16 protein-coding genes are annotated in these 18882 nt (G+C 71.7%); 7 read left to right on the top strand and 9 right to left on the bottom strand.

Translation table 11 applies throughout. The features are described from left to right. Nucleotides 1–11: 11 nt before the first annotated feature. The gene (locus ACQP2X_RS12025) at nucleotides 12–785 is read right to left on the bottom strand and encodes an SDR family NAD(P)-dependent oxidoreductase (protein ID WP_498696352.1); all 774 of its coding nucleotides are present in this window, start codon (nucleotides 783–785) and stop codon (nucleotides 12–14) included. Nucleotides 786–1003: 218 nt separating this feature from the next. Between ACQP2X_RS12025 and ACQP2X_RS12020 the strand changes: the two genes are divergently transcribed. Further along, nucleotides 1004–3571: an AAA family ATPase gene (locus tag ACQP2X_RS12020; protein WP_498696350.1), complete on the top strand. Its 2568-nt coding sequence runs from the start codon at nucleotides 1004–1006 to the stop codon at nucleotides 3569–3571. Here ACQP2X_RS12020 and ACQP2X_RS12015 read toward each other — a convergent pair. The 5 genes from ACQP2X_RS12015 to ACQP2X_RS11995 form a co-directional block, all read right to left on the bottom strand. Next, nucleotides 3531–3860 carry a DUF6510 family protein gene (locus ACQP2X_RS12015; RefSeq protein WP_498696349.1) on the bottom strand — a complete coding sequence of 110 codons (330 nt, stop codon included), beginning with the start codon at nucleotides 3858–3860 and terminating at the stop codon, nucleotides 3531–3533. The two genes, ACQP2X_RS12020 and ACQP2X_RS12015, sit on opposite strands and share 41 nt — an antisense overlap. Beyond that, nucleotides 3857–4612 carry a ferredoxin reductase gene (locus ACQP2X_RS12010; RefSeq protein WP_498696345.1) on the bottom strand — a complete coding sequence of 252 codons (756 nt, stop codon included), beginning with the start codon at nucleotides 4610–4612 and terminating at the stop codon, nucleotides 3857–3859. Before ACQP2X_RS12010 ends, ACQP2X_RS12015 begins: the two co-directional genes overlap by 4 nt. Next, nucleotides 4582–5190 carry a sulfite oxidase-like oxidoreductase gene (locus ACQP2X_RS12005; RefSeq protein WP_498696343.1) on the bottom strand — a complete coding sequence of 203 codons (609 nt, stop codon included), beginning with the start codon at nucleotides 5188–5190 and terminating at the stop codon, nucleotides 4582–4584. Before ACQP2X_RS12005 ends, ACQP2X_RS12010 begins: the two co-directional genes overlap by 31 nt. Beyond that, nucleotides 5187–6656, bottom strand: a complete 1470-nt coding sequence (locus ACQP2X_RS12000; protein ID WP_498696341.1) for a dihydrolipoyl dehydrogenase family protein — start codon at nucleotides 6654–6656, stop codon at nucleotides 5187–5189. Before ACQP2X_RS12000 ends, ACQP2X_RS12005 begins: the two co-directional genes overlap by 4 nt. Nucleotides 6657–6831: 175 nt before the next feature. Continuing rightward, complete coding sequence (locus ACQP2X_RS11995) at nucleotides 6832–7449, bottom strand: sigma-70 family RNA polymerase sigma factor (protein ID WP_498696340.1); 618 nt, start codon at nucleotides 7447–7449, stop codon at nucleotides 6832–6834. Between the two features lie 233 nt (nucleotides 7450–7682). On the opposite strand from ACQP2X_RS11995, the gene ACQP2X_RS11990 reads away from it, so the two are divergent. Beyond that, nucleotides 7683–9515 carry an AfsR/SARP family transcriptional regulator gene (locus ACQP2X_RS11990; protein WP_498696338.1) on the top strand — a complete coding sequence of 611 codons (1833 nt, stop codon included), beginning with the start codon at nucleotides 7683–7685 and terminating at the stop codon, nucleotides 9513–9515. Here the strand turns inward: ACQP2X_RS11990 and ACQP2X_RS11985 are convergent. Next, entirely contained in the window at nucleotides 9469–9798 is a 330-nt protein-coding gene (locus ACQP2X_RS11985; protein ID WP_498696337.1) for a hypothetical protein, read from the bottom strand. The two genes, ACQP2X_RS11990 and ACQP2X_RS11985, sit on opposite strands and share 47 nt — an antisense overlap. 191 nt (nucleotides 9799–9989) lie before the next feature. Here ACQP2X_RS11985 and ACQP2X_RS11980 point away from each other — a divergent pair, with 191 nt between their 5' ends. Next, on the top strand, nucleotides 9990–10478 hold the full coding sequence (locus ACQP2X_RS11980) for a peroxiredoxin family protein (RefSeq protein ID WP_498696335.1): 489 nt from the start codon (nucleotides 9990–9992) through the stop codon (nucleotides 10476–10478). Between the two features lie 60 nt (nucleotides 10479–10538). On the opposite strand, the gene ACQP2X_RS11975 is transcribed toward ACQP2X_RS11980, so the two are convergent. Further along, nucleotides 10539–11642 (bottom strand): lactonase family protein, encoded by a 1104-nt coding sequence (locus ACQP2X_RS11975; protein WP_498696334.1) that lies wholly within the window; start codon nucleotides 11640–11642, stop codon nucleotides 10539–10541. A gap of 224 nt (nucleotides 11643–11866) precedes the next feature. Between ACQP2X_RS11975 and ACQP2X_RS11970 the strand changes: the two genes are divergently transcribed. From ACQP2X_RS11970 to ACQP2X_RS11960, 3 genes are all read left to right on the top strand, one after another. After that, entirely contained in the window at nucleotides 11867–12463 is a 597-nt protein-coding gene (locus tag ACQP2X_RS11970; protein ID WP_498696332.1) for a CGNR zinc finger domain-containing protein, read from the top strand. Further along, nucleotides 12460–15216: a helix-turn-helix transcriptional regulator gene (locus ACQP2X_RS11965; protein ID WP_498696331.1), complete on the top strand. Its 2757-nt coding sequence runs from the start codon at nucleotides 12460–12462 to the stop codon at nucleotides 15214–15216. The genes ACQP2X_RS11970 and ACQP2X_RS11965 overlap by 4 nt, the downstream gene beginning before the upstream one ends. 123 nt (nucleotides 15217–15339) lie before the next feature. Continuing rightward, complete coding sequence (locus tag ACQP2X_RS11960) at nucleotides 15340–15513, top strand: hypothetical protein (protein WP_498696329.1); 174 nt, start codon at nucleotides 15340–15342, stop codon at nucleotides 15511–15513. A 15-nt stretch (nucleotides 15514–15528) separates the two neighbouring features. Here ACQP2X_RS11960 and ACQP2X_RS11955 read toward each other — a convergent pair whose 3' ends face one another. Next, complete coding sequence (locus ACQP2X_RS11955; RefSeq protein ID WP_498696328.1) at nucleotides 15529–15984, bottom strand: acyl-CoA thioesterase; 456 nt, start codon at nucleotides 15982–15984, stop codon at nucleotides 15529–15531. A gap of 112 nt (nucleotides 15985–16096) precedes the next feature. Between ACQP2X_RS11955 and ACQP2X_RS11950 the strand changes: the two genes are divergently transcribed. Continuing rightward, nucleotides 16097–18877: a helix-turn-helix transcriptional regulator gene (locus ACQP2X_RS11950; RefSeq protein ID WP_498696327.1), complete on the top strand. Its 2781-nt coding sequence runs from the start codon at nucleotides 16097–16099 to the stop codon at nucleotides 18875–18877. Nucleotides 18878–18882: the final 5 nt, after the last annotated feature.

Genomic DNA, 18882 nt, shown 5'->3' with positions numbered 1-18882 from the left:
GCCCGGCCGCTCTAGTTGCGGCCGGCCATGACGCCGCCGTCGACGTCGAGGATCGTTCCGGTGACCCAGCTCGCCTGGTCGGAGAGCAGGTAGGTGACGGCGGCGGAGATGTCCCTCGGCGTACCGACGCGGCCGAGCGGGTGCAGGCCGGCGAAGCTCTCGATCGCCGCCGCGATCTGGTCGTGCGGGATGAAGGCTTCGTAGATCGGCGTCGCCACGACAGCCGGAGCCACCGCGTTGACCCGGATCTGGTGGGGAGCGAGCTCCAGAGCCAGATTGTGGGTGAGAGCGTGCAGGCCCGCTTTCGCCATCGAGTAGGCGCTGGACGGGGTCGCACCGATCGCCTGGTGGGCCCACATGCTGCCGATCGTGACGATCGCGCCGCCCGAGCCGCCGTTGATCATGCCGCGAGCGACGGTCTGGGTCAGGAAGAAGATCGCACGGTTGAGCTCGTGGTACGCGTCGTAGGCGTCACCGTCGTGCTCGAGGAACGGCTGCGGCCGGAAGACCCCGGCCGCGTTGACGAGCAGGGTGGCGTCGGCGTGCTCGGACGCGAGCTGCTCCTGCACCCGGCGGACGTCGTCGCGGTCGGTGAGGTCGGCGGTGATGCCGGAGACCTTGCCCTGGGCTCCCAGCACCATCACGGTTTCATTCACTTTGTCGGCATTGCGGCCGATGATGACGGCGCTACCACCGTCAGCCACGACATCAGCGGCGATCTGTCGTCCCATGCCGCTGCTGCCACCGACGACAACGAGTTTGCGGTCCCCGAAACCTACGGTCATGTCCTCTCCCCCTCCTGGGTACGCCGGCTTTGCGGATGAACACCCGACCGGCTCAGTGGTCACTCTCGCCTCAGGCCGCGCTCAATCGCGTCAGGGAATCGACCGGTTGGACCCCGGGGTCCCGGGTCACCGGCCCGGGGTACGCCGGCCCACGTCCGGGGGTGGCACCGGTGGTCGACTCGGGCGTCGATCGGCCCGCCGGCGGGCACGATCGGCACATGGCCGTCACCGCATCCGCCGAGACCGCACCGCAGGGTCCCCCGCCGTCGCTGCGGGGAGTCGACGAACGCGCCCGGCTCGACGAGCTGGCGCACAACGCCGCGGCCGGCCGGGGCGGGGCACTGTGTATCGAGGGAGAGCGCGGCATCGGGAAGTCCTCGGCTCTCGACTACGTCATCGACCGGGCCACCGAATTCCGTGTCGTGCGAGTGCGAACGGTCGCGGCCGAACAGGAGATCGCCTACGCCGGGCTGCACCTGCTCTGCGGCGACCTGCTCGACGACTTCGCGCCTCTGGGCGACGTCCACGCCGGCGCGCTGAGCGCCGCGTTCGGCCTGACCGACGAGCCCCGGCCCGAAGCGTCCGCGGTCGGCCCGGCCGTCCTGGAGTTGCTCGACGGCCTGACCCGCACGCAGCCCCTGTGCCTGGCGGTCGACGATGCGCAGTGGCTCGACCACGCGACTGCCGAGGTGCTGTCATTCGTCGCCGCCGGGGTCCACGACCGGCCCCTGCTCCTTCTCGTGGCCGGTGACGGCGTCGACCGGCTGAGCCCGCTGGGCGGCGTCCCGTCCATGCGCCTGCGCCCGCTCAGCCCCCGTGAGGTACGCGTGCGGCTGGCCTCCGTCTCACCGGGGCCGATCGACGACGTGGTGACCGAACGCCTCCTCGCCGAGTCGCGCGGCAACCTGCGCCTCCTGGCCGAATCGCTCGACAGCGTCACCGCGGCCGGGCTGGCCGGAGGATTCGGCGTCCCGGTGGTGCGGCCTGGCCGGTGTCGGGCGCAGGCGGCCCCGTGTCCGTGCCGCGGCCGGGCGGCGCGTCTCGCGCCACCGGTACGGCGGCTCCTGCTGGCCGCGGCGGCCGACATGACCGGCGACGTCGCCCGGCTCGAGCTCTTGGCCACGGAATTCGGGACGACCGTCGAGAGCCTCACCGCCACCGGGCTTGTCGCGGTCCGGGACCGGGTCATTTTCCTGTGCCCGGAGCTGAGGTCGCTCACCTACCACTCGGCGGCGGCCGCCGAACGGCGGCTGATCCATCGCCAGATCGGTGAGAACACGGTCGATGATCTGCCGCGGCAGGCGTGGCACCGGGCCCTGGCGGCCGCCGGCGCCGACGACGACCTCGCCGACGACCTGGAGAGATACGCGGAGACCGCCCGGAAACGCGGCGGCCCCGCCGCACACGCCGCGTTCCTGGAGCGAGCGGCGCTGCTCACCGGCGATCCCCAGGTGCGCGGCGACCGGGCCCTGACGGCGTCGACGGCCATGTACGACAGCGGCGATCTCGCCTCGGCCCAGCGGCTGCTGGCGATCGCACCGCCGTACCCGCACGACGCCACCCGGTCCGCCCGTCAGCGATGGCATCTGACCCGGATCGAGACCGTGGTCCGCCCCGGTGACGACTCCGCACGGCACCTGCTCGAGACGGCCCGCCAGCTGCACCCGCTCGATCCGGCCGACGCTCGCGAGGCCTGTCTGGAAGCCCTGCTCGCCGCCATGTCGGCGAACAAGCCGGCCGACCCTGGTCTGCTGATCGCAGCGGCGGCCGAGGGGCGGGCCATGACCGCCGAGGGCCCTCGCGCCCCGGCCGACCAGATTCTGTTCGGCCTGGCGACCCGGGTCCTCGATGGCTACGCCCATGCGGTGGAGCCGCTGCGGGCCGCCATCGCTGCGTTCGGCGAGCGGCGCCTCGACCCCCGGTCGGCCCGATGGGTGGGGCTGGCCGGTCTGATCGCTGGAGACGTCTGGGACAGCCGGGCCTGGCACGAGCTGGCCCGGCGTCATCCGGCCGCGGGACGAGGTCCCGGGCTCGAGGACCTGCTCACTCAGATCTCCCGGCGGGCCCGCAGCCACGACTCCGAGATCGCCGGGTCCGTGGCGGCCGCGATCCTGCACAACGCCGCCGGGCATTACGATCAGGCGGTCGACGCGGCCCGCACCGCGGTGCGGACGGAACACCCCTGTTTCACCGGCTGGGCGCTGGCCGAGTTGGTCGAGGCGGCGGTCCGGGCCGGCGACGAAAGCCTCGCGGCCGAGGCCGCGGCCCGGCTCTTCCGGCGCACCAGGCCGGCCGGGACGGACTGGGCGCTGGGCGTTCAGGCCACGGTGGAGGCGCTGCTCAGCGACGGGCCGCAGGCCGAGGCGTCCTACCGGGAAGCGGTCCAGCGGCTCGGCCGCACCGGTCTGCTCTATCGGCTGGCGCGAGCCGAGCTCCTGTTCGGTGAGTGGCTACGCCGGCGCCACCGCCGCATCGACGCGCGCACCCATCTCCGCTCCGCGAGCGAGCACTTCACCAAGCTGGGTGCGGCGGCCTTCCTCGAGCGAGCCCGCCGTGAGCTGCTCGCGACGGGGGTGGCCCCGCGCAAACGCAGTGAAGCCACCCGGCAGCAGCTGACCCCTCAGGAGTCCCGGGTGGCCTCGTTGGCCCGGGACGGGCTCACCAATGCCGAGATCGCGGAGCAGTTGTTCGTCAGCCCGCGCACTGTGGAGTATCACCTCTACAAGGCCTTCGCCAAGCTCGGGATCAACTCGCGGGCGAAGCTCCAGCGGATCGAGGAGCTGTGACCCCGGCGCGGCTCAGGTCGGTCAACCGCATCGGCTGCGGCACGCGGACCGCGAGGGCGGAGAAACCTTCCGCGTCGACACAGGCGACGCCTTCACGGTGCACGACGACCATCATGCGGCCGTCGCAGCCGGGGCAGAGCAGCACCGTACCGGCCCCGCGGAAGACCTTGACGCGGGCGAGCAGAGACGTCTTCCCGCAGTGCGCGCAGGTGACCCCGACTTGCGTCATCTCCTGCCCGAACAGGTCGTGCAGCAGGGTCGCCACGCCGTTACCGTCCAGAGCGTTCATTCTGTTCCTCCCGTACCACCGAATCTCTCCGTGTGAATGCGCTCCGGCGCGTGTCCGGCGGTGACGAGCAGCGACGCCGCCGTTTCCACGAACACCGTCGGGCCACATATGAAAGTCAGGGGCCGATCCGCCGGCGCCCAGCCCACATCCGCGAGCATCTCGTCGTCGAGGCGACGGTGATAGCCGTTCCAGCCCACCGGAGCCGATCGCGTGTAGGTGAGGCTCACGTCGATCTCGTCCGATGTCGCGAACCGCATGATCTCGTCGCCGTAGATGAAGCTCTCCGGGTTTCGCATCGAGTACAGCAGCCGTACCGGCACCTCGCTGTGAACGGCCCGGTGATGGCGGAGCATCGAACCCAGCGGCACGATGCCCGACCCACCGGCGATCAGCAGCAGCGGACCGCCCAGCGATTCCTCCCAGACGAAATCACCGCCCACCGGCCCCCTCAGCTCCAGCTTGTCGCCTTCCCGCAGATCCTCGACGAGGTAGGGCGAGACTTCGCCGTCGGATATCCGTTCGACCGTCAGTTCCAGGTAGACCGAGCCCGGCGCGGACGCGATCGAGTAGCTGCGCTCGGCCTGATATCCGTCCTCCGCAGTCAGTCTGACGTCGACGTGCTGACCGGCCCGGTGCCCGGGCCAGCCCGGGACGTCCAGGCCGATCGTCCTGGTCCGGGCGTTCTCCCGCACCAGTTTGACGACACTGCCGGTCAGCCAGTTCAGTCGCCGGAGTAACGCTGTTCCTGCCATGGGTCTCCGTAGTTGTGATAGCCGTACCGTTCCCAGAACCCCGGCGCGTCCTCGTCGCGCACCTCCAGGTCGCGGATCCACTTGGCGCTCTTCCAGAGATAGAGATGCGGGACCAGCAGCCGGGCCGGGCCGCCGTGCTCGGGTTCGAGCGGCGCGCCCTCGTAGGCGTACGCGATCATCGCCTGATCGCCTCGAAGGTCGGCCAGCGGAACGTTCGTGGTGTACCCGCCGTCGCAGTGCGCGAGCGCGAAGGTTCCGGTCGCGCCCACGAAGCCCAGCAGCGTGTCGATGCTGACGCCGGTCCAGGTGGTGCCCAGCTTGGACCACTTGGTGACGCAGTGGATGTCGACGGTGCGGGTCGTGCTCGGCAGCGCCCGGAGCTCCTCCCACGTCCAGGCCATCGGCTGCTCGACGGCGCCGCTGATCCGGAACGTCCAGTCGCGCAGCGGGGTGTGCGGCGTGGGGCCGGCCGACAGCACCGGGAAGGTCGCCGTCACATGCTGTCCGGGGGGAATCCGCGAGGAGTCGTCCCCGGCCGGCCGCCGGCCGCGGAAGCCCCGGGCGATCGGAGAGGTCATGCCTGGTTCCCGGCCTGGTACGCCTCCAGGAGCCGCAGCCAGACCTCGCTGATGGTCGGGAACGAGGGCACGGCGTGCCACAACCGGCTGACCGGCACCTGTCCGGCCACGGCGACGGTGGCGGAGTGGAGCAGCTCGGTGACGCCGAACCCGGCGAACGTCACCCCGAGCACCCGCTCGGTCCCGGAGTCCACGACCATGCGGGCGCGCCCCACGTAGCCGTCGGCGAAAAGCTGGGCCCCGGCGACCGTCGCCGCGATGTCGACGTCGACGACCTGGACGTCGTGGCCTCTGCGGCGCGCCTGGTCGGCCGAGAGCCCGACCGCGGCGACCTCGGGGTCGGTGAAGACGACCTGCGGCAGCGCGTCCACGTCGGCGGTCGCGGCGTGCCGGCCGTACCGGGAGGTGTCCAGCTCCTCACCGCCGGCCAGCGCGGTGATCGCGGCACCGACGATGCGCGCCTGGTACTTCCCCTGGTGGGTCAGGAGAGCCCGGTGATTGACGTCGCCGATCGCGTAGAGCCAGTTCCCGTCGACCCCGCGCACCCGGCAGGTGTCGTCCACGTCGAACCACGACCCGGGCGTGAGTCCCACCGTCTCCAGGCCGATGTCACCGGTGAGCGGGACCCGGCCGACCGCGACGAGCACCTCGTCCGCCTCGACCTCGGAGCCGTCCTCGATCACGAGCGTCACCGGACCCGACGGTGACGGGCGGCGCAGGGAGGTGACGGCGGCGTTGTGCCGGACGTCGATGCCGGCCTGCTGGAGCGCGGCTCCGACCATGTCGCCGGCGAACGGCTCGAACTGCGGGAGGACACGCGACTCGCGGGACAGCAGTGTCACCGCGGCGCCCAGGCCGTGCCAGGCCGTCGCCATCTCGACGCCGACCGCGCCGCCGCCGACGACGGCCAGGCGGGCGGGCACCGTGGAGCTGTCGGTCGCGGTCCGGTTGGTCCACACCCGCGCCTCGGCGATCCCGGGCATGTCCGGCAGCGCCGCCCGGCTCCCGGTGCAGACGACGACGGCGTGCCGGGCGGAGAGCACGACGATCTGGTCGTGCGCCGTGTCCACGGCGACCCGGCGGGCACCGTCGATCCGGCCGTGACCGCGGAAGAGGTCGGCGCCGATGTTCTTCACCCACTGCGCTTGCCCGGAGTCATCCCAATCGGTGACGAACCGGTCACGCCTCCGGAAGACCCCGGGGGCGTCGACCGGCCCGGTGACGGCCTGCCGGGCGCCATCGAGCCGGTGAGCCTCGCTGACGGCCACAACCGGGCGCAGCATCGCCTTGCTGGGAATGCACGCCCAATAGGAACATTCACCGCCGACGAGCTCCTTCTCGACCACCGCCACGGAAAGGCCACCCGAACGGGCGCGCGCGGCGACACTCTGACCGACGGGACCGGCACCTATGACGATCACGTCGTAGGTCGTGTCCGTGGGAACCTCTGGTGCGGAAGTGCTCATCGTTCTCGCCTCTCGAATAGCGTGCGGGCCGGCTCCGCTCACGCTCGCAGCCGATGCGGCCGAGCGAGTCCGTAATCACCCCGGGCCGACCCCGGGAACCCGGGGTCGCTGACATCCGGGCCGGGCATCCCCCGGCCCGTCGATCCCGTGTCGGGCCGGCCGGCAAACGGTGACCTCATCCGGCGGCGAGGAATCCTTCGACCGTCAGTCTCAGCCGGAGCTTGCGGCGGGCGTCGAAGAGCACCTTGTAGATCGTGTTACGGCTCACCCCTCGTTCCTCGCCGAACGAGTCGGGCGAGACGCCGCGCAGCACGAGTTCCACGAAGGCCGAGCGCTGATAGCTGGTGAGGTCCTCGGCCAATGCCCGGTGCACCACCTCCACGAAAGCGCCCCATTCGGCCGCCCGCGACGGGTCCTCGGCGGCCGAGGCGACGGCTTCCGGATCCGTTTCCATCGGCACCGGCCCGGTGCGCCACATATGGCGGCTCGTTTTGTGCATGACCTCCAGCTCGACGAAACGGTGCGCCCACGTCGTGAACCGGCTTTCCCCGCGAAACTGGTCGAGCTTGCCGATGATGGTCATCATCGCGTCGGCCGTGGCCTGATGGGCCAGATCCTCGCGCTCCGGGCCGGTGATACCCCAGCCCCGCCGGCGTACCGCGCTGCGCGCCACCCGGAGCAGGTCGGCGTGCAGCCGGCGGCTGACCACCTCGTACGATCCACCGTCGGCGCGCAGCCCGGCGATCCATTCGCGGGACTCCGGATCGAGGCCGGTAAGCGTTCCTTGCGTCATGGCGCCGAACCTAGAACCGCCCGCTTATGCATTAATTAAGCACGACGCAGCAAGCCGGTGCCCGGCCTTAATAAAAAGCGTCATGCAGTTCTTCGATGGCGCCGATAAGAAAAATGAATGGATCCGGCCGGAGAGAAGTCCCACACCCAGTGGCGTTCCCCGGCACGCCGGGAACATGTTCTTACTCGTGGGCACGGCGGTTCAGCGTTCACGAGAACCCGATTCGGAGCGAAATGTCCAACGGCGACGTGGTGGCGGCGCGCTTCAGCGTGCTGGGGCCGATACGAATGTGGCGGGGCACCCGCGAAATAGATCTGCGGCCCCGGCGTCTCCAGCTGATGCTGGCCTGCCTTCTGGTCCGGGCCGGTGAGCCGGTCAGTTTCGACGAGCTGGTGGACCTGTTGTGGCCGGCCGATCCGCCGGCCAACGCGACGAACATCCTCTATCAGCACGTCGGCGCCGTGCGCCGGCTGGTCGAGCCCGGCCTGCCCCGCCGCGATCCGGGTCTCTGGCTAACCCGGCACGGCACGGCGTACCAGGTCAGCGCCGACGCCACCACACTGGATCTGCTGCTTTTCCGCGAGCTGTGCCGGCGGGCCCGGACCCGGGCCGCCCGCGGCGACGACCTGCTCGCCGTCGAGTCGTGGTCGCAGGCCCTCGACCTCTGGCGAGGGACCTGCGGCGAGGGACTCGACGCGGTCAACGGCATCCACCCGTTGTTCGTCGAGGTCGACAACGAGCGCATCGCGGCCGCCCGCGAAGCGGCCGACGCCGCCCTGCGCTGTTCGGCGGCGAGCACGGTGCTGCCGGGCCTGCGGCGTACCGCCGAGTCCCACCCGCTGGACGAGTCGCTGCAGGCTCGCCTGTTCGCCTGCATGGCCGCGGAGGGCAACCGGGCCAAGGCCCTGATCGCCTACGAAGGCTTCCGGGCGCGACTGACCGAGGAACTCGGCGTCGAACCGGGAACGGAGATCTCGGCCGTCCACACCGAGCTGTTGCGCGACCCGGCCCCGGTCGCGCCGGCCCAGCTGCCCCCCGACCTGAACGTCTTCACCGGCCGGCGCCCGGAGCTGGCAAGGCTGGGCGCCCTGCTCGACACGGAGCGGTCCGGCCCGATGATCGTGACCGTCGACGGCATGCCCGGGGTGGGCAAGTCGACACTGGCCGTGCACTGGGCGCATCAGGTCGCCGCGCGGTTTCCCGACGGCCAGATCTACCTCAACCTCCGGGGATTCGGCGCACACAGCCTGCCGATGACCGCCGACGAGGCGGTGCGGACCCTGCTGGAATCGCTCGGGCTGAGCGCCGACCGGATCCCCCGGCACTACGACGCCGCGGTCGGCCTGTACCGCAGCATGCTCGCCACGCGGCGGCTTCTGGTCATCCTCGACAACGCCCGGGACGCCGGGCAGGTGATCGACCTCCTGCCCGGCTCGCACGCCTGCGCCGTGATCGTCACCAGCCGCGTCCGGCTCGGCCCGGTGAACGCCGGCGGGGCGCAGGTGCTCGGCCTGGGGCTGCCCGACCGCGCGGACGCGCGTGAGCTGCTCCGCCGGCGGATCGGGCCGGCCGGGACCGAGCCGGACGGGCCGGCCCTCGACGAGATCGTCGACCGGTGTGACCGCCTCCCGCTGGCGCTCGCCCTGGTCGCCGGGCGGACGGTGGCCAGCCCGGGGTTCTCCCTGCCGGTCATCGCCAAGGAGCTGCGATCGGCCGTGGACGCCTTGGACGTGCTGGGCAACGCCGACATCCGCAGCGACCTGCGAGCCGTTTTCTCGTGGTCCTACCAGGCGCTCTCCGCCCCGGCACAGCGACTGCTCCGGCTCAGCTCGATGATCGGCGGCCGCACCTTCTCGGCCGCGGAGGCCGCCACCATAGCCGGCCTGACTCCGCGTCAGGTCCGGGCGCTCCTGCTGGAGCTGTCCGACAGCAACGTGATCACCGAGGTCGGGCCGGGACAATTCGTCCTGCACGACCTGCTCCGGGCGTACGCCGCCGAACTGCGCGGAGCCGGCCGTCCTAGCGATAGCGCCCTTCGAAGCGGCGCCCACTCGCACCCTCGATGAAGGTCAGCCCCACGGGCGCGCCGCCTTCCACGGCCCAGCGGAGCGTGTACGTAGCGCGGTAGTCGGGCGGCCAGAACGACGAGAACTTGCCGTCCTCGATCGCGGACCACTGCCCCTCGGTCGGACGGCCGCCCTCGACGTACGTCGTCCGGCCGTCCGCGGTGAAGGTCTGGGTCGCACCGTCGGTGAAGACGAGGGGGTGGGCAGTCAGCGCCGCCGTCATGTCGTCGGTGCTGACCAGGTCGCCGTCGGCGACCGGGCCGGTGTCGGGTGATCGGGTCATCGGAACTCCTCAGTCGTGGGTGCCTGGTTCACACGCTTTGCGTCACGCACCCACCGACTTCTTACCTGGCCCGGCCGCGATGGCGACATGTGTCCCACGTCACCGGCCGGTAAGAGTGCGGCCGGCGCGCGGCACCAAGAGATCCGGGCGGCGTCGCTGCCCGTCACGCTTTCCCACCACGAGGAGTTCGTATGCCCCTGCTGCAACCCGGCGACACGTTTCCGGATCTCACCATCAACCAGCGTGACGGCGCGGTCGCCTCGCTGTACGACACCCTGGGCGACAGTTACGGCGTAGTGCTGTTCTACCGCGGCTCCTGGTGCCCGTACTGCGCCGCGCAACTGCGCGGCTTCCAGCGGGCCCAGGAACGCCTGACCGCACGCGACATCAAGGTGGTCGCGCTCTCGGTCGACGACGAGGCAACCACTCAGGGACTCATCGACAAGCTGCGCCTGGACTTCACCGTCGGGCACAGCGCCGATGCCCACGCCATCGCCGACGGCATCGGCGCCTTCGTCAACCCCGAACCGGTCTATCTCCAGTCGACCGGCTTCGTCCTGGACCCGGACCACAAGGTCATCGTCGGTGTCTGGTCCAACGGCGCCATCGGCCGGCTCGTCCCCGACGACGTGATCGGGCTCGTCGAGTACGTGCAGGCCCACCAGGAAACGGCGGCCTGAGCCGATCGCCTGGAGGTGGGCGGCGGAGGCCCGGCTGCGAAGGAGCCGGGCCTCGGTCGCTCAGTAGGCGGCGATGCCCTCGCTGTTGACGCCACCGGGGATCGACGCCGATCCGGCCGCGGTCAGCCGGCCGTCGTGGCCGATCCGGAAGGCCTCGATGCCGTCGGGCGTCGCGCCGGTCTCGGCGTAGAGCGTGCGGCCGTCGGACGACGCGGCCGTGTCGATCGTGCCGCCGCCGGCCGTGTGGGTCGTGCCGAGGTTCGCGAGCGAGCCGTCGGCCCTGGTGCGGAAGGCGGAGATCGTGCCGGTCGCGGCGTTCGAGAGGTAGAACGTGCCGTTGACACCGGTGACCCAGCAGGTCGCCTTGCCACCGGTGGCCACCTCGGCCAGCGGGACGAGCCGGCCGTCGCGGCGCAGGTCGAAGGTGGCCGCGGCGTTGGTGCCGGCCTCCGCGACGACGGCGTGCCCGAACCGGTCGAAGTCCAGCGCGAACGGGGTCTTGCCGGGCGTCTGGTGCCGGACCGGCTGGGCCGAGACGCCGCCGGACGCGGTGACCGCGAAGACGTCGATCTCGCTCGCGCCCTTGATCGTGACCAGCAGGTGCCGGCCGTCGGGGGAGAACGCGACCTGCCCGGGCGAGTCGTTCGCCGCGGTGAGGCCGAGCTTGCGGTGGCTGCCGGGCAGCGCCACGAGCCGGTCGCCGTACCGGCGGAAGCCCTGGATCGAGCCGCCGTCGTGGGCGTTGAGCACGTAGACCGTCTGGCCGTGCACGGCCACACCGACCGGGAAGCTGCCGCCGCTGCCGATCACCTGGAGGCGGGTGAGCCGGGCGCCGTGCACGCCGAACACGGTGACGGAGTTGCTGGCCGCGTTGACCGCGTACAGCAGGCCGTGCGCGCGGTCGAGGGTGAGGCCGCCCTGTGAGGCCAGCGGGTCGACGGCGGTGGTGGCCGGCGTCCCCAGACCACCGGTGGCGTACGTGCCGACCTGGTGCAGGTTGCGGTCGTACGAGACGATCTTGTTGCCGTCCGTGCCGTTGGTCTGGACGAACACCGCGCCGTCCGGCGTGTGGTGCGAGCCGGACGCCGCGGCCGGGCCGGCGGCGGTCGCCGTGGCCGCGAGGGCGACGCCGGCGATGGCGGCGGCGCGAGTGGTGTTGCGCATGAGTGACTCCCTGTGAGTGGCTGTCGTCGGACGCGATGTTGGTGCCGGATCACCTCCGCGTCTTACGCCGCCGGCGGCAAAACGTGGCGTACGTCAAGTGACCGGGTCGGGCCGACGGGCCATCGAGCTCGGCTACGTCAGCGCCGGCCTTGACGATCACCACGGGATGAATCGCAGGTAGAACCTGGCATGGACACACACCAGCTAATGGGTATGGTGGGCTCGTGAGCATTAAACCGGCGCTCGGGTCCCTGCAACGGGAGGGCTTCCCGATGGGTGGCGAGGCGCGGCCCTCGATCGACCTCGTGGACACCGTGATGCTGGCCGTCGACCCGCCGGTCGACCTGCTGGCCGGCGAGGACCGGCTGGCGACATGGTGGCGTCTGCAGTCGTCGCGCCTGCCGGAGGCTCCGGTGCCGTCACCGGCGGCCGTCCGGCGGCTGCGGGGCGCCGTCCGGGAGTTGCTCGACGCCCATCTCGCCGGCCGGGCCCCCGACCCCGCCGCGGCCGAGATCCTCAACACCGTGGCCGCGTCCGCCTCACCCGGTCCGCACCTGGTCGTCGATGCTTCCGGCGCCCGGAGCGAGACCCGGTGGCATGTCCGGCGCGGTGGCAACGCCGGCCTGGCCGCCCTGGCCCGGGACGCCATCGGCCTGCTGTCCTCGCGGGAGGCCCTGGCCGGCGTCCGGCGCTGCGCCAGCCCCGCCTGCTCGATGCTCTTCCTGGCCGCCGGCGCCCGCCGGCAGTGGTGTACCGCCAACATCTGCGGCAACCGCGCCCGGGTATCCCGATACCATCAGCGCCGCCGGGAGCGACCATGACCTCCGTCCCCGAGCCGCCGGTGCTCATCGGCCGGCACGGCGAACAAGCCGATCTCGATCAGCTGCTGGCCGACGTCTGGACCGGCGCCAGCCGCGCCCTCGTCCTCCACGGGGACGCCGGCATCGGCAAGACCGCCCTGCTCGACCACCTACTGGCGCAGACCGCCGGGTGCGAGACCATTCGCGCGGCCGGGGTGGAGGCCGAGCGGGAGCTCGCCTTCGCGGCGTTGCACCAGATCTGCGGTCCGATGCTCGACCGCATGGCGGCCCTTCCCGAGCCGCAGCGCGAGGCGCTGAACACGGCGTTCGGCTTCGCCTCGGGAAACCCTCCGGACCGGTTCATGCTGGGTCTGGGCGTGCTCGGCCTGCTGGCCGACCTCGCTCGGGACCAGCCGGTGGTCTGCGTCATCGACGATGCGCAGTGGCTGGATCAGGCTTCGGCGCGGGTGCTCGGCTTCGCCGCCCGCCGCCTGCGAGCGGAATCAGTGGCGATCATTTTCGCCGTCCGCGATCCGGCTGTGCCCGACCTGGCCGGCCTGCCGACCATGGCCGTCCACGGCCTGCCGGACGCCGACGCCCGATCGCTGCTGTCCTCGGCGCAGCTCGGTCCGGTCGATCCCGACGTGCTCGACCGGATCGTCGCGGAAAGCCACGGCAACCCCCTCGCTCTGCGGGAGCTGCCCCGCGGGTTCACCGCCGAGGAGCTCGCCGGCGGGTTCACGGCACACAGCACGGGCACGCTGCCCTGGCGCATCGAGGAAAGCTTCCGCCGGCAGACGGCCGGCCTGTCGGCCGCCACCAAGCTGGTCATGCTGGTCGCGGCGGCGGAGCCGGTCGGCGACCCGATCCTGCTCTGGCGGGCCGTCGACGAGTTGGGTCACACACTGGACACCGGCACGGTCCTGTCCGAGACGGCCGGCCGCTTTCTCGACTTCGGGACGAAGATCGCGTTCCGGCATCCGCTGCTGCGCTCGGCCGTCTACCGAGCGGCCACACCGCAGCAACGTCGCCGGGTCCATCACGCGCTGGCCCAGGTGACCGACGCGGCGAACGACCCCGACCGGCGGGCCTGGCATCGGGCGCAAGCCACGAGCGGCTACGACGAGCAGGTCGCGGCCGAGCTGGAGAGCTCGGCCGGGCGGGCTCGAGGCCGGGGCGGGCCGGCCGCGGCCGCCGCCTTCCTCGAGCGGGCCGCGGAACTGACCCAGGACCCGGCCCGGCGGGGACGGCGCCTGTTGGCCGCGGCATGGGGCAAGCACGACGGCGGGCTGCCCGAGGCCGGGCTGCGCCTGCTGGCCATGGCCGAGGCCGGCTCGATCGCCACGATGGAGCGCGCGCAGGCGGATCTGCTGCGGGCCCAGATCATCTTCGCGGTCCACCGCAGCGGCGAGACCCCGGCTCTGATGCTCAAGGCCGCCGCCCGCTTGGAGCCCTTGGACGTACGGCTGGCCCGCGACACGTACCTGGATGCCCTGCGCGCGGCCTGGTACGCCGCCGACCCGAACGGGCGGGTGACCCTGCGCGATGTCGCCGAGGCGGCGAGCCGGGCGCCCGGCCCCGCCGAGAAGGCGCCTCAGGACGCGTTGCTCGACGGCCTCGCGTTGCGCTACACCGCCGGTTTCGCGGCCGGGGCGCCCGCGATCAACCAGGCGCTGACGGAGTTCCGCGTCTGCGCCATGCCCGACGATCAACGGCTGCGATGGTTGTGGTTCGCCGCCTCGGCCGCGATCGACCTCTGCGACGGCGAGGCGGCCGACGATTTCACCAGGAGTTATGTGCAGGTGGCCCGCGACACCGGCACTCTGGCGGCCCTGCCGATGGCGCTGACCACCCGCATCGTGTTCACCATTTTCGCGGGAGATCTGACCGCGGCCGCGGCGTTGGTCAACGAGCTTCGCAACCTGTCCGAGGGCAGCGGGCATCTCGGCGCCGCCTACACCAGCCAGTTGCTCAGCGCGTGGGAGGGCGACCTCGACCGCACCGGCGAACTCGTCGAGGCGAGCACCGCCGACGCACGGCGCCGCGGTGAGGGTCTCGCGACGATCACCTCGGGATGGTCCCAGGCGGTCCTGTACAACGGGCTCGGCCGGCACGAGGACGCGTTGCGGCCCGCGCTGGAGGCCACCGCGCCGTCCCAGGAGCAGGGGGTGCTGACCTGGGCGTCACTGTTCGAGCTGGTGGTCGCCGCGAGCCGAGCGGGTCGTTCGCTGACCGCCGAGGAGGCGCTGCACCGGCTCACCGTGATGACGCAGGCGTGCGGCACCGACTGGGCCCACGGCCTCGCCGCCTGCGCCCGGGCGCTGGTCAGCGACGACACGGCCGCGGACAGCGCGTTCCGGGAGGCCATCGGCCTGTTTGAGCGCACCCGCATCCGCAGCTATCTGGCGCGCGCCCACCTGTACTACGGCGAATGGTTGCGGCGTGACCAACGACAGGCCGAGGCCCGGGACCGGTTGCGAGTGGCGCACGAAATGTTCGCCGCCATGAACATGTCGGCCTACGAGGCATCAGCGGCTCGTGAGCTCAGCGTCTGCGGCGAACAGGTGCGCAAGACCGCGGAATCGCTCTCCGCCAGTCAGTTCACGGCGCAGGAGACCCAGATCGTACGGCTGGTACGCGACGGGCTGTCCAACGCGGACATCGCGACGCGGCTGTTCATCAGCCCCCGCACTGTCGAATGGCACCTGAGCAACATTTTCGCCAAACTGGGCATCACGTCGCGCCGCCAGCTCCGCCGCCCCGGAAAGACCTGACGACCACTCATGCAATTCTTTTATGGGTCCTATAAATGCCGTCTCCCCCGGTGAGCACGAGCACACCCGGGCATTCACGCCGAGCGGATGAACAACAGCTATTCGCAGCCTATGTTGGTCGCCATGTCTGATGTCACCATCGTTCTCGTTCATGGCGCTTTCTCCGAATCAGCCATCTGGGCCGGCGTCATCCCGGCGCTGCGGACCGGCGGCCACCGCGTGACGGCCGCGCCCAACCCGCTCCGCAGCCTCTCCGGCGACGCCACCTCGATATCCAGTCTGGTCGGCAACGCCTGACGTCGCCGGTCCCGCTCACGGCACCGGCCGCAGCAGCTTCCGGAGGTCCTCGAGCGAGCGGCCGGTGATCGGGGCCGGGCGCATCGTCGCCGGGTCGATGCTGACCAGCACGCGGCTGCCATGGGCGTATTCCTCCGGCCCGGAGGCGGAGAGGACGCGAAAACCCATCACGTAGCTGGTCGTACCGATCCGCTCGATCCACAGGTGGATCAGCACCGGCCCGTAGCTGCGGATCGGGCGGTCGAAGGTGATCGAGAAATCCCGGACCAGGATGAACGTCTCGGCCTCGGGTTCGTCGACGTCGTGGTGATATCCCTGGGACTCCCAATAGGCCGTCGCCGCGCGGTCGACGAGACGTACGTACTCCCCGTGATAGAGCGTCCGGGCCGCGTCGAGCTGGTCGTAATAGACCTCGACGGGCTGGACAGCCCCGTACTCGATGGTGATGTCCATGACCTTGACGATTTTCACTTCACCTCTTCACCCTGGGGTTACGCCGGACCGGGCGCGCAGTTCACGATCCCGGAGGCCGTCGCGCCCCACCCTGCCACCTTTCGTGGACACCGCACTAGGGTTCAGGTTGATGCCTCCCCACCGCGGCCCCGAACCGGCCCTGACCTCGCCAAAGCGGCGCGATGACGCGCTGCTGGGCCGTCATGCCGAGACGGCGGCGATCGAGCGCCTCCTCACCGCGGCGCGCGCCGGCACGAGTGGGGCCCTGGTCCTCCGGGGCGAAGCGGGGATCGGCAAGACCGCGCTGATCGACCACGCGCTCGCGCACGCCGCGGACCAGCACGTCATCCGGGCCGCCGGGGTGGAGGCCGAGCGTGAGCTGGCGTTCGCCGGCCTGCACCAGATCTGCGCGCCGGCGCTGGACCGGCTGGCCCGCCTGCCGGCGCAGCAGGGCCGCGCGCTGAGCACCGCGTTCGGGCTGAGTGCGGGCGCCGCACCCGATCTGTTCATGGTCGGGCTGGGCGTACTGGGCCTGCTGGCCGACCTGGCCGGGGAGCGGCCGGTCGTGTGCGTCGTCGACGACGCCCAGTGGCTCGACCGCGCCTCGGCCAAGGTGCTCGGCTTCGTGGCCCGGCGGCTGCGCACCGAGTCCGTGGTCATGATCTTCGCGACGCGGACCGGCCCGGACAGCCCCGACCTGCCCGAGCTGGGCGGCCTGCCCACCCTGACCGTCTCCGGGCTCTCCGACGAGTACGCGCGGCAGCTGTTCGCGGCCACGTTCCTGGGGCAGGTCGACGAGCGGGTGCTCGATCGCATCATCGCCGAGTGTCACGGCAACCCGCTGGCGCTGACCGAGCTGCCCCGTGGCTTCACCCCGGCCGAGCTGGCCGGCGGCTTCGGCTTCCGCCATCCGGGTGCGCTGCCGCGGCGGATCGAGGAGAGCTTCCGGCGGCAGATCGCCTCGCTGCCCCCGATCGGCCGTTCGCTGCTGCTGGTCGCCGCGGCCGAGCCCCTCGGTGACCCGGTGCTGGTGTGGGGTGCCCTCAACCATCTGGGCGTGCCGGTCGGAAGCCAGCTCACCGCTCTGCAGACCGTCGCCGATTTCGTCGATTTCGGGTCCGGTGTGCGGTTCCGGCACCCGCTGTTGCGCTCGGCGATCTACGAGGCCGCGAGCGACGCCGAGCGGCGCCAGGCCCATGCCGCGCTGGCCGAGATCACCTCGGCCACCACCGACCCGGACCGCCGGGCCTGGCATCGGGCGCAGGCGACCGCGGCCCCCGACGAGGGCGTGGCGACGGAGTTGCAGACCTCGGCGGCCCGGGCACAGACCCGAGGCGGTTACGCGGCGGCCGGTGCCTTCCTGGAACGCGCGGCGGAGTTGACCCCCGATCCGGTCCGGCGGGCGTCGCGGATGCTGTCCGCGGCCCAGGCCCGATATCTCGGTGGCACCCCGGATGCCGCGCTCCGCCTGCTGGCCCTGGCCGAGGCCGACCACGCCGCCGAGCTCGACCGGGCCCGCGCCGATCTCCTGCGGGCCGACATCGCCTTCATGGTCGACCGGGGCAGCCGCACGGCGGATCTCTTCCTCAAGGCGGCGTCGCGGCTCGCTCCGCTCGACACCGGCCTGGCCCGGAGCACCTACTTGGACGCGTTACGGGCCGCCTGGTACGCCTCCGACTCCGGCAGCAGCGGAAACCTGCGCGACGTGGCCCACGCGGCCGTCGCCGCGCCCGCCGCCGACGTCCCCGTGCGGCCCTCGGACCTCCTGCTCGACGCGCTCACCGTGCGCTACACCGCCGGGTTCCCGGCCGGCGTACCCAAGATGCGCGAGGCGCTCCGGGCCTTCCGCGAGCCGACCGCGGCCGGCCGGCCCGGCCTGCGCTGGATGTGGTTCGCCAGCTCGATCGCCACCGACCTGTGCGACGACGACGCGGCCGACGAGCTGACCGCCCACTACGTGCAGCTGGCCCGCGAAACGGGCGCGCTCGCCGCTCTCCCGCTGGCTTTGACCACACGCATCCTCCATCACCTGTTCACCGGCGACCTGTCCGCGGCCTCCGTACTGATCACCGAGCTCGACAATGTCGCCGACGGCACCGGGATCCCGGTGCCGGGATACATGGCTCTGCTCCATGCCGCCTCGAGCGGGGACGAGCGCCGGACCGCCGAGTTGGCCGCGGCCAGCACCGCGGACGCCCGGCGCCGCGGTGAAGGCCTCGCGCCGGCCATCGCGGGATGGGCTCAAGCGCTTCTCTACAACGGCCTGGGCCGGTTCGACGACGCCTTGACGGCCGCTCGGCAGACGATCCAGTCGAGTGTGGAACCCGGTGTGCTCACTGGCGCGCCACTCGTCGAGTTGATCGTCGCGGCCGCGTTCAGCGGCCGGCCCGAGGTCGGGGCCGAGGCGCTGGAGCGCCTGTCGACATCGACGCGGGCCTGCGGCACCGACTGGGCCCTCGGCATGGAGGCGTGCTGCCGCGCCGTGCTCGCCCCTGACAGTGCGGCGGAGGACCTGTACGTCGAGGCGATCGAACGCCTGGGCCGCACCAGGATCCGCCCGCTGGCCGCCCGCGCCGAGCTGTACTACGGAAACTGGCTGGCCCGCTCCGGCCGGAAGGACGATTCGCGCGACCACCTCCGGACCGCGTACGAGATGGTCACCGACATGGGCCTGCACGCGTACGCCACGCTGGCCGCCCAGGGGCTCGGCATGACCGTTCGCCACCAGTCCGCCGACGACGCCGGCCCGTTGACACCGCAGGAGACCCACATCGTCAAGCTGGCCCGGGAAGGGCTGTCCAATGCGGAGATCGGCACCCGCCTGTTCATCAGCCCGCGAACAGTCGAGTGGCACCTGAGCAAGATCTTCGCCAAGCTCGGCATCACGTCACGACGCCAACTGCGCCGGTGATCGGA

This window comes from Actinoplanes sp. CA-131856, assembly GCF_050956135.1.
Lineage (GTDB): Bacteria > Actinomycetota > Actinomycetes > Mycobacteriales > Micromonosporaceae > Actinoplanes.
Note: the sequence above shows the minus strand (reverse complement) of the source record. Positions and strands in the feature narration are given on the sequence as shown.